The 11,120-nt window shown below is 58.9% G+C and carries 9 protein-coding genes; 1 reads left to right on the plus strand and 8 read right to left on the minus strand.

The window, feature by feature from the left end:
- Window positions 1-133 precede the first annotated feature (133 nt).
- From VWY75_RS18410 to VWY75_RS18445, 8 genes are all read right to left on the minus strand, one after another.
- Window positions 134-1,186 (minus strand): hypothetical protein, encoded by a 1,053-nt coding sequence (locus VWY75_RS18410; RefSeq protein ID WP_416538605.1) that lies wholly within the window; start codon window positions 1,184-1,186, stop codon window positions 134-136.
- A gap of 254 nt (window positions 1,187-1,440) precedes the next feature.
- Window positions 1,441-1,605, minus strand: a complete 165-nt coding sequence (locus tag VWY75_RS18415; protein ID WP_010138195.1) for a hypothetical protein — start codon at window positions 1,603-1,605, stop codon at window positions 1,441-1,443.
- Between the two features lie 388 nt (window positions 1,606-1,993).
- Window positions 1,994-2,467 carry a hypothetical protein gene (locus VWY75_RS18420; protein WP_416538606.1) on the minus strand — a complete coding sequence of 158 codons (474 nt, stop codon included), beginning with the start codon at window positions 2,465-2,467 and terminating at the stop codon, window positions 1,994-1,996.
- A 99-nt stretch (window positions 2,468-2,566) separates the two neighbouring features.
- The gene (locus VWY75_RS18425; protein WP_416538607.1) at window positions 2,567-4,735 is read right to left on the minus strand and encodes a ParB/RepB/Spo0J family partition protein; all 2,169 of its coding nucleotides are present in this window, start codon (window positions 4,733-4,735) and stop codon (window positions 2,567-2,569) included.
- 106 nt (window positions 4,736-4,841) lie between these two features.
- On the minus strand, window positions 4,842-5,897 hold the full coding sequence (gene repC, locus VWY75_RS18430; protein ID WP_416538608.1) for a plasmid replication protein RepC: 1,056 nt from the start codon (window positions 5,895-5,897) through the stop codon (window positions 4,842-4,844).
- A gap of 240 nt (window positions 5,898-6,137) precedes the next feature.
- Complete coding sequence (gene repB, locus VWY75_RS18435; protein ID WP_416538609.1) at window positions 6,138-7,106, minus strand: plasmid partitioning protein RepB; 969 nt, start codon at window positions 7,104-7,106, stop codon at window positions 6,138-6,140.
- Entirely contained in the window at window positions 7,106-8,305 is a 1,200-nt protein-coding gene (gene repA / locus VWY75_RS18440; protein WP_028288490.1) for a plasmid partitioning protein RepA, read from the minus strand. The genes repB and repA overlap by 1 nt, the downstream gene beginning before the upstream one ends.
- Before the next feature lie 366 nt (window positions 8,306-8,671).
- On the minus strand, window positions 8,672-9,553 hold the full coding sequence (locus VWY75_RS18445; RefSeq protein ID WP_416538610.1) for a recombinase family protein: 882 nt from the start codon (window positions 9,551-9,553) through the stop codon (window positions 8,672-8,674).
- 227 nt (window positions 9,554-9,780) lie between these two features.
- On the opposite strand from VWY75_RS18445, the gene VWY75_RS18450 reads away from it, so the two are divergent.
- The gene (locus VWY75_RS18450) at window positions 9,781-10,857 is read left to right on the plus strand and encodes a hypothetical protein (protein ID WP_416538611.1); all 1,077 of its coding nucleotides are present in this window, start codon (window positions 9,781-9,783) and stop codon (window positions 10,855-10,857) included.
- Window positions 10,858-11,120: the final 263 nt, after the last annotated feature.

Here is an 11,120-nt window from a genome sequence, read left to right on the forward strand (position 1 = left end):
TATCGTCGGGTTTCCGGCACCCTGAGCTTTTGGCGCCGACCTGGTCCGGTCACGGCCGAAAACTACGGCTGTTGGTCGATGTGGCGGCGATAGATTGACGGCGGACGACATGGCTGCATGGAAAACTCCGGGTTCAGTCTGGGTTTGACGGATCAACTGCGTCCAACTCGAAAATCGTTGCCTCGGGTTTTGGCCCCATCACACGCGTTGGCAGATTAGGCGCAGGCAATTGCCCTCTGTGGTGCCCCTTCACCAACACAACCTTACCGCTGCGATAGCGACGCTCATGTTCGCTCACCCAATGGCGAACAGGGCCGCTTCGCCCGTCCTGGACCTTACGCTCAAACTCAAGGCGAGCCTGCCGCTCCTGCATGTGAGCCGCGGCCTGCGGACCAATGCGGATTGTAAGATGGGATTTCTGCGCGCCTAGAATCCAGGACTTCCCGAACTTTCGAGCGGTCTTTGCATCCTTGGCTGTGAACGTCTCGTTTTCCGTGGGAATGATGCCACCCAAGTCCGGGGAAACCAGCATCGCAAAGAGCGCGTAGGGGATTAAAAGATCGTAACCTGTTTCAACTTGGTGCACCGTGCGCCGACCGTTGATCATTTCCTTCGTATCACCGCTCCGCACACGAAAATCGACCATGGAACGGCTCAATTCGACTTCGACGTTGTCGTAGTTCAACTCGCCTGTCGGAGTTCGCTTCACGAGCAAAGCGCAGATTGGATCGACGACCCGCGAATTGTCGCGGCGATGGAACATCGTGATGCGCAAGTGGACATTGTTTCGATCATCGATGAGATAGCCGCGTAGACCAGTGCCTATGGGTTTGTCGTCATGTCTCGTTACTGGTGAAGCCCGTTCAAAGCGCGCGACACCCAGCTCTCGATCGTCAAATTCGACCCAAACAACGTCGGCGGGGAGCTTTACCTCACCCAGAATGGCCATTGCGGGAAGACCGGTTTCCGAAGCCTGCTTGGCGACTGCGTCATGAAGCGTATCGGCATAGCCTGCAGCCATATGGTCGAGCAGGTACACTTTCGCTTGCTGCAGGGCATCGAGCGCATACTCGCGAAAGAGCCTCAGATCCTCGGACGGCGCAAAGTGCCAAACAAGGTCGTCAGCAGGAGCCGATTTGCCCGCCAGCGATGAACCGTATAAGGAAATCAATGATTTGTAGAGCATGCGACGTGACCTGAACCAAATAAAACGCAGTTTCCGACGAACCCTGACGATGTTCAAGCGGCCTTCATTGCACTGCAATTGACCGCTGATGTCTGGGCAAAGCCAGATTGGCTGAAGCTCGAGCTTGTTTTCTTAATGCAAAGGCATGCCGACCATCGTCGGCTCAGCCTGCCGGTCGGCCGGAACGGTGGACAGGCGAAAGGCCCGGATCGGAGCTTTGCTCCGAGCCCGAGCCGTCTTCGACCCCGTGGGCTTCACGCCCACGGGTCGATCTCACCCACCACCTGTACCTCGTCTCCGTCGATTTCATCTGCGGGGACGGCGCCATAGGTTCCATCACCTGCTTGGAAGACGACGATCGAGACCATGAGCGTGGCGGCGAGGGAAGCGGCGAAGGCGTGAGCATCTTTGCGGGACATTTGTTTGGCTCCTGTCTTGGAGGCGGAGGACCATCCCCCGCGCGACAGGACCCCGCAGGCCCGAAGACTGGCTGACATCACTGGGTGCGTTCGGCTCGTCCGAATCCACCCGGCGGCACGGGTTCGCCCGTAGTCCGACCCCTCGCGGGTTGATCTCGAAGACAGGATTCGGGGCAAGGAAGGGAATGGCGAGCGGGGGATGGTGCGACCGCTGACTGGAGCCGTATGTTCCGCTGATGCTATCGCTGCCAGCCTCCCGGGCAGACATTTGGTAGAAGACCTCCTTCTGTGTTGAATTGGATCCTTTGGTGCCCCGCGATCTCGCGGGACAGGGTCGTGATGGGTGAGAGGCCCGCACTTTGGCGGGCCCCTTGGGTTCTACGTAGGCTCAGGCGGCAAGTTCCGCGTCCCCTGCCCTATCCCCGTCCTCGCTGCCGACAATTTCGAGTCGCGCGTTGCGATAGCCTTCTCTGGCGATCCAGAGTTCGGCAGCCGTGACAGATTCGGCCAGGTGGAGCAGCTCCGTGCAACCGCCGAAATCCAAAAGGACACGCACCTGCCCGGGCTGTGGTTCCTCAGCGACCTCGAAGGTCAAGGCGCTATCCGCCGAATGGGTCCGCATGATCGTCACGAGTATGACCCCGTCCGAGGAGAAGTTCCCCTCGTGAAGCGTGAACGACGCCGGCGCCGTCCAGGTCGGATAGGGTCGTGGCAGCTCCTTCTTGACGAGACGGCCAACGCCGTTCGAGCGCTCCCAGGCCGCGAGTTTCTTCGTGAACCGCGCAGGCGGTTTCGGACTGTTGTCGGTGTAGCGAATGAGCGCGCCCAGGGGCGCGGTGTCGAGAATGGTGGTTGCAGACATGATTCCTCATCCTGAATGCGTCATTTTGCATTCATCATATTGATATTGTTGCCTTTTATCTGATTGAGGGCGGGGAAACCCGCCCTCGGATGGCGCGGATCACTCCGCAGCCATCATCGATGCATCATCACCCGGCAGGTCAGCGGTGAGGAAGGCGGGAAGGTCGACATCCTCGGTCTGGCCGGCGTCGGAAACGGGCTCAGGCGCCCCCCGCCCTTCCGCGTCGTCGAGTGCTGCCAGATCGTGACGGCGAAGAACCTCCGGCAACCAGCCGCTGCCTTTCAGCAGACGCTCGGCTTCGGTTGCCATCTCGCCCTTCTTCAGGTGATCGAGGAGTTGCGCCGTCCCCTCCCCTTTCGCCTCACGCACAGCCTCGAGGATCCGTGCCTTGGGCACACGGTTCAGATAGGTATCGACCGTCGGCTCCCACCCCGCCTCGATCATGTCAAGATCGACCGCCTCTGCGACCAAGTCGGACTGGGTCATCCGCTTGGTCAAACCGCTGGCGGAGATACCGGCACCATAAGGGTTCACCTTCTCATGGAGCGCGTTGATCCCGAAGCTGAGGCAATGCGCGAGCACGGACAACCGGCTCCCTTGATCAAGAGAGGCCAGGTAATCCCACAGAACGGCATCATCGCCGAGCGGCAAGTCGGCCTCCCATTCCGCGTGGCGATCGTCCACCAGCTTGGCCACCACGCTGTCCTTTAGATCGCTCGCCTGCGCCGACATGTAGACGTGACGCACCGAAGCCTCGAGGCAGCTGCCGGCCGAACTGGACGTCCGAAAGGTATCATTGACGAGCTTCAGGAGCAGCAGCGTCAACGCGACGTCAGGGGAGCGACCGACAGCTTCGCGCAGTGCCAATGTCCGGTGCGCCGTCAGCTCCATGATCAGCCGCTCGGGCAAGGGCTTCAGTGCACCATCGTCCTCGTCGTCAGGCACGTTCGCGCCAAGCGCCTGGCCAGCAGAGGTGATCACCGTGCCATGGACGATACCATCCACATTGCGCCCAGTTGAAAGCTCAGCGCCCTGCCCGTCTTCCGCCTGTTCACCGCTGTGGACGTCGACGTCTGCCCGTGGCTCATCCTCGAGCCGGACAAAGCCCCGATAGACGGCAAGCTCGCCATAGCGATCAAGCGTGACGAAAGCCCCTGCCCGTCCGATCTCCTCCGCATCGAAGATCAGCGGTCGAACCTCCAGCTTCTCCATCGCGACTTCCAACTCGCCAAGACGTGCGTCGATCTCTTCGGGGAATTCATCCTGGCCCTCGTATTCCTCCTCGAGCGCCCGGTACTCGGCAAGCAGCTTGGCATGGGCCGCGCCTTCGTCATCTGTCATCGGCGCTGGATCTCCGCTCAGCCGCCGCAATCCGTGGCTGTAGCCATAGGGCAGGTCGAGCGAAACCTCGATCCATTTCCAACCTTCGGTGGCGATGGCCTCGGCTTCAGCCTGAAGCTTCTCGCTGACCAGGCGATCGAGCAGGGCCGGGTCTTCCAGCCAGCCGCCGTCATCGCCCTGGAAGAGGTCGTGCAACATGGTGCCGCCAGCAGCCTCATAGGCATCGGCGCCGACAAAGACGGCACGACGATCGGAGGCCCGCACCGAGGTTTCGGTCAGCATGCGTCTGATCTGATAAGGCTCCTTGTTCCAGGACGACTTGATCGCATCCCAGACCTGAACCTGGCGCTCATGATCCGGATTGACCGTGAAGGCCATCAGCTGCTCCAGCGTCATTTCATCCTCGGCATAGAGCTCAAGCAGGGCAGGGGCCACGGCGGCGAGTTTCAGACGCTGTTTGACCACCTGCGGCGTGACGAAGAAAGCGGCCGCGATCTCTTCATCGCCCTGACCCTTCTCCCGAAGCGCAACGAAGGCGCGGAACTGATCAAGCGGGTGCAGTGCTGCACGCTGCATGTTCTCAGCGAGCGAGTCGTCTTCGGCGAGGATCGCAGAATTGGCATCCCGAACGATGCAGGGAATGGTCGTGGTCTTGGCCAGGCGTTTCTGCTTCACCAGGAGCGAGAGTGCTTGGAAGCGCCGGCCGCCAGCGGGGATTTCGAACTTGCCGGTCTCGGACCCGTCATCCGCCAGAACGGGCCGAACGCTCAGGCTCTGCAGCAACCCGCGGCGGGCGATGTCTTCGGCCAGTTCCCCGACCGAGATGTCGGCCTTGATGCGCCGGACGTTGGACTGGCTCAGCACGAGCTGGTCGAAGGGAATGTCCCGGGACGGGGACAGGGTGACTTTCTGGGCAGATTTCGCCATCAGATCTTCTCCACGACGGGCGCCGGAAGCCACTCTCCCGATCTCACTTCCCGTCACCCCTTTCACAGCCCATCTCTACCTCTCGACATGTCCACCGCGGTGGACATCACGCAGTTGCTGCCCCAGAACGAGAAAGCCTCTCCAACAACAGTGATGGGTTGAAGTCAGTTTCTCTGCGACCGAGCGTGATGCTGTGGAAATACGCTCCAAAGTCTCGGATGCGATTGCTCATCTGGAGAATTATGAAGATGGCGCATGAGGCTTTTTGAGAGCCTATCTTCTTAGCAGCCTTTTCGAAGGTGCTTTCGTGGATTCCCATCATTGGAGCGAGCGTTCTCGCGTGGCTTTCGACATCGTGCCAGTTCCTAAGTGAGTTCGTTGCGAACGATGTAGCCTGGTCACAAACTGTTGTGAGCGTTTGCAGGGGAGGTGTTTGGCTGTTGGTCCCGCTTTCTAAATCTTTTTGTTCTTTTTTAGACTTAGAATGGTGGCGGACAGTTTGCCCGTCATTGGCGGGCAGTTTCATTGTTTCTGGTGCGTCCACCGCGGTGGACATCTGTTTGCATTGAGCCTCCAGTTCGCCGAGCAAAGTACGATACTCCGCGATCGAGAGCTTCCTCCGAAGAACTCGGCGTACCTGATGAGTGAGTTCGTTCTCGGGGTCAGCTTCGTCGATCTGAGCAAGTTTGGTTAGGATTTGCTTTCGCAAAAACACGCGATCCCGACGAGCGTTTTCCATCCCTTGGGCTGTCGCAAGTAGTTCGCCGGCACGCGCGAGCAACGGAGCCAGCGACAACCCATAGCTAATGGACTGACCTTCGGAGGACTTCACTCGGTATCTCTTGCGATTTGGGCTGTCGTGGCGCTTCATGAAACCGAGTTCAACAAAGCGATCGATGTGCCTACGGAGGGTTCGTTCATCGATCCCGCCAACTCGACGGCAGATCTCGTCGTTGGAAGCGAAGACTGTGTCTCCATGCCCAGGCTTGAGAAAGCTCAGCATCGCTTGGAGCGTTTGAACATGTCCTGGACGGAGACCGAACAGGCTGCGAGTATCTCTGAGCGCGCGGAAGACTGCCCAGATGTCGGCTTCAGGTGTTGACGTGGCGGGGGTGCCCTTGCCGACGCCAAAGGTCTGAACGGAAAGCTTTGTGAATGCCATGTTTGTTGAACGACGACCGTTGTGGCCCACAACTTCCCCGGCTCTTCCCGCTGTTCTTGGCGAGAAAAGGCAACAAAAAGACGTCCACCGAATCGGTGACTCTTGACCGGTATGTCGGAGATTGCTACATCACAGGTGCTAATCAGATGATGAGGGCTCTCCGGGGGAAACCTTGGGGGGCTCTTTTCTTTTTGGTCTTCGCCTTTCTCCTCTGCTCGTGTTTTTGGTTATGACCGGGGATCAGCTCCCCGAGCCTCTCTCATTCTGCCATTGTTCAAAAAGCTGTCGCAGCGTGGTTTCCGCGCGCTCTTCAAGCCATTGGCCGAATTCCGGGTTGTCCTTGCGGGTGATCTTGATAGCGATCGACTTGCCATCGACTGAAAGTGTGCCGACAGGGCTACCACTATTGTCCTTTACCACGGTCGTTTGGCCACGGGCGCTTTGGTCGGCTGCGCCACGCGCCTTGCTGGAGCAAGCAACATAGACGGCTTGAAACTTGTCCGAGCTTGGAGTGGTGTTAGGCAGAGAGGCAAGTGTCTCACGCGCAATGTCGACAAGCGGAACCTTCTCTGAAAGTGCAGCAAGATCACCCCATTGGCGTCGACCTACGCCATGAGCCGGGCCGATAAGCCGGACAAGTTCGTCAGGCAGCTGCTCGATGACTACACGATGGTTCGACACACCTTGCCGGGTGAGGCCTAGGGCGTCCTGAATGACGCCAGGCTTGTAACCGGCCTCCTGCATCTCTTTGATAAAAAGAGATTTTTCAATGAATGACGGATCCAGCCGCAGGTTGTTTTCCTGACCTTGCGCGATCAGAGAAGCATCATCATCGAGCGTTCGAACGATCGCTTTGACGGTTCCACCAACTCTTCGAATGGCTGCAAGTCTGCGACGCCCGTAGATGATGCGGTATCGATCCGGTTGGTCAGAGGGGCGAACCATGATCGGCACTTGCTGACCATGCTTGCGAATGCTTTCGGCGAGATCTTCAATGCTACTATCTTCCAGGATCAGGCGATCCCGGAGGCCATCCATATCGATCCGGTCGGGTTCGATATCTCGGATTGAGTTGGCAGTGATTTCCCGGAGAGAGTCCCGCAATCCGCCAACCGAGCCAGGTAGCTTCGAGGATTTGACCGGGGCAGGGGAGGGGGCTGCCGACTCTTTCTCGTCTTTCGGTGGCTGGTTGAAGATATTTCGAGCCATCAGCGACGCCCCCATGCCATTTGGATTGTCTGCTCCAACTCATCGGCAACGCTGTTCACGCTGGTCAAAGCCCGATCAATGGTCTTCCGAATGAGCTGGCTCGGGTCTACCTCATAGATGGTTTGCTGAGTCATGCCGGCGTCAGAAATGGCTGTCGACTTCAGCATCGGTTCAGTCATGACTTGGCCCGCAAGGATTGAACGTAGGTACCCGGCCATTTGCGTTTGTGGTCCGTCCGACGGCTCGTAGCGTGTGATCAGGAACTTTACGAAGTCCCAAGTGACATGTCGTCCAATCGCCTCTTCGACGGCTTTGACCGTTTCCGAAGCGAGTTTGAGGAACTGGCTCATCGAAGCGATGTCGAGCATGCCGGGGACGACCGTCACAAGTAAGCCCGTGGACGCTGCCAATGCTGTCAATGTCAGGAAGCCCAACTGCGGAGGGCAATCGATCAGCACGATGTCATAGTCTGAGTCGACTTCCTCTAGCGCCAGAGCAAGACGCTCTGCAAAAATCGGCTGAACCCTGCGCGCAAGGGCATTCGCTGTCTCGGTTTCGTACTCGGACAACATCAAGCCAGCCGGGACCATGTCGAGCTTGTGGAAGTATGTTTTCTGGATGACCTCCGAGAGCGGAACCTGATCATCGTATCTCAATGCGTCGTAGATTGTGCCGCCTTCGGCGAATTCGAGCTCAGGCCGGAAGCCGAAAAATGTCGTCAAACTGGCCTGCGGGTCGAGGTCCAGCACAAGCACGCGGTAGCCACGCAGGGCATACCTGTGTGCCAAATGGATCGTCGCTGTTGTCTTCGAGCTGCCGCCTTTGAAATTCACGACCGAAATGACCTGAAGACGGTCACCGTCTCGGCGGCCAGGTCTGTACGCGTCAGCATTTTTGCCTGTCCGCGCCAAAATGTTGCGGAGGTCGTCAACTTCTTCGGCCGTGTAGAACCTATGACCGCGACCGTCAGTGTGAACTTCTGGGAAGCTGCCATCTTTGTGGCGGTTGCGCAGGTTCGACGTACTAACGCGCAGCAACTCGGCGACCTCGGTCGAGCTGAAGCGGCGCAAGGACTTGCGTTCTTCTGGCTCGAACGCAACTTTCATCTGCCGGTCAAGCGACTCAGCAAGACTGTCTGCAAATGCTCCGATGTCGGAAGAGCCTATGCCTTGCGCGTAGCCCGTATTTCGATCATCCATGTTCTGCCGCCTCTCATGGCCTTTGCTAAGGCTCGTTGTCGTTCTGACGGTCGAAGCCACGTCTGACGCGTTTTGCCGTCAGAATGGAGATGCCACGAACATCTGAGTCCGGCAAGAAGAATCTAGATGTAGTGGAAAAGTTATCCACAGCACCAATTTGGTCGCGCAGGGCTTACGCTAGATAACGCATTGATTACCAACGATAAAGACCGTGTCTGGCGAAGCCGACACCCTTCGAGATATTTTCTGCTCGCGCGAACTAACCCCAAGGCATTGTTGGATATTTACGTGGTTTTCGTCCAATTGAGGCGATGATTCTGGAAGATTTGGGCCGAGCGAACAGGGTGGTTTGCCGACCATTAGCGCCTACAAAAGGTCGAGGCGCTCTGCACGCTCCAGCAGCATTCTGACTGAGGAAGGCTGCCAGCTGGTTCGACCGCGAGGGGTGCGCTCACGCATGGATTCGAGTCGGTCGCAGATTGCCTGCAAGGTGATCTCGGGGTCAGCACCTTTGATTGCGGCGACAATCGCAGGCAGGCGATCGTCGGTTTCGCGACGTCCAGCGCGTCCAAGCACTTCAGCGGGCAGGAATCCGTCCCCAACGTATGCCTTCACGGCGCGGAGCAAACGGCTTTGGGTCCAGTGGCGGTCGTGGGGCAGGGGAGCATTGATGATACGCAGCACGTCTTCCCAGGCCATATCCGGCCGCAGGCGGCGTACATGGGGCACCCAATCCTGCGCTGTCTCGTGCAAGCGCTCCATGTAGCCGTCCTGTCGTGCCAACCGCACCTTGCGCAGCGCTTCAGGGTCCTTGGCGCGAAGACCTGGGTTGCCGCCGACGCGGCCCTTTGAGCGTGCCGAGGCAAGTCCGGCTTTGGTACGCTCGCGGATCAGAGCGCGTTCGAGCTCGGCCGCGGCGCCAAGAACCTGCAAAGTGAACTTGCCTTGGGGGGAGGCGGTGTCGATCGGGTCCTGCAGCGAGCGGAAGAACGCACCCTTGGCCTCCAGCCGCTCGATCACCTCGAGAAGGTGCGACAGGGACCGCGCAAGCCGGTCGATCCGAACGACAACCAGCGTGTCGCCCTCGCTGATGCGCTCTAGCACGCGCGCAAGCACCGGCCGCGCACGATTGCCGCCTGAGGCGTGTTCTTCATGGATCTCGGCGCAGCCTGCGGATTTCAGGGCCTCAGACTGGGGCAGGGGGGTCTGATCCTCAGTGGAAACGCGGGCGTAGCCTATCAAGGGCATGAAAACAGACCGTTTGCAATTTAATGTATCGCTAATAAACGACCGTTTGTAAACGAATGCAAGCAGGTGCTCTCTCTTCGTGCTCGTCCAAAAAACCCTTGGTTTCCTTGAGCTGAGCGCGATCTGAGGGGTTTCACCGGCAGTCGCGCGCGCATACTATAATAAGAGCGAAGGCAACCGTCACAAAATCACTTGGGTAATGTGCAAAAGATCAGTATTTTGCACATATGAAGCCCCAAGCACCCGCTTTGACTGATGATTTCGATAACCCCCTCATCACCATCGAGGAGGATGAAGAAGCTCACGAAGAGGATCTCTGGTTTCTGCCGGGACCACTCGAGGAAGAACCGGATGATTTGCCTCCTGGGCCACGTGCGGAACCGCCCGACACTGCTGTCATCGAAGACTGGGCAAAGGCAGAAAGCGTTCACGCTGCGCGACTGGCACGGGTCTCTGGACGTCTGGGTGCTCTGGATGACCGGCTGCTGCGCGGCCCGGAAGGCTGGCGGCATCGTCTCGCTTTGATCGAGGCAGCGAACCTCAGCTGGTTCGCAGGGGATCGGGTGAGTTCTGATCGTCTGGCGCTCTGGATATCGATGCGGCTCTCGGGCGCACAGGATGACCCAAATGCCCTTGCAAGAGTTGGATGGGCTGTTCGGCGCCTGACAGGCGGTCCCGGACCAAAGGCTGATTTGGCCGCCTTCCTGGATCGCCGCGATCCCGAGAACATTGAAGACAGCGCTGAGCGTTTCGAAGATCGCGCGGGCGGATGGCTGGACGTAATGGCCGCAGCAGCCGAGCTCCACCCAATCACGCGGGCTTGCATGGGCTTTCATCTCTGGAGCCTGGCCGGCCTCGGACAGCACGGCGACCAGATAGAAGCCGCCGTCACCGCGTCCAGAATCGCGGCTAGCGAGGGGCGCGGTGCCATCTTCGCGCCGCTGGCCATGGGCGGGGCAGGGGGACTGCGGGCCTCCGGCTTGGCCTTTGAGCGATTGTCCGGCTGGCTGGAGGGGATGAGAAACGCGATTGTCACGGCGATGCGCCATCTGGACGACATCGAAGCATGGGGTTCCCGGGCGGACGCCACGATGGCTCGGCGTTCCGGTCGCACACCGGCCGCTCTTCGTTCTGTAATGACAGAATGGCCCTTGGTGTCAGCCCCGATGGCGGAGGCCCTGACCGGCGCAAGTCGCGCGGCCGTTCAACGGAACTTGGCCTGGATGGAAGGGCAAGGCCTGATCCACGAGGTGACACGGCAGGGTCGCTACCGAATGTGGCGGATCGCGGTCGAGACGCCTTGATCGACGGGACGTTGGTCTTCTGTTCTCACTGTCTAACGTCAGCGCCAATGGGACAGTTTAGGTCGATTTGATAAGAGAGGGTTTCTGGCACATCGTAACCACCAAGGAGTGGAGATGAGACAGAAACCCGGAACACGTAAGAGCCACGGTGAGAAAGTCGTCAAAGACATCCGCCGAGCCACCCGCAAGCAGTATTCAGCCGGAGCGCGAGTGACGGCAGTGCAGACAAAACTGCCATTAGCTTGATTTGCCTGAATGACCCC

It is taken from the genome of Phaeobacter sp. JH20_08 (assembly GCF_048056635.1).
GTDB classification, from domain to species: Bacteria; Pseudomonadota; Alphaproteobacteria; order Rhodobacterales; family Rhodobacteraceae; genus Phaeobacter; species Phaeobacter bryozoorum.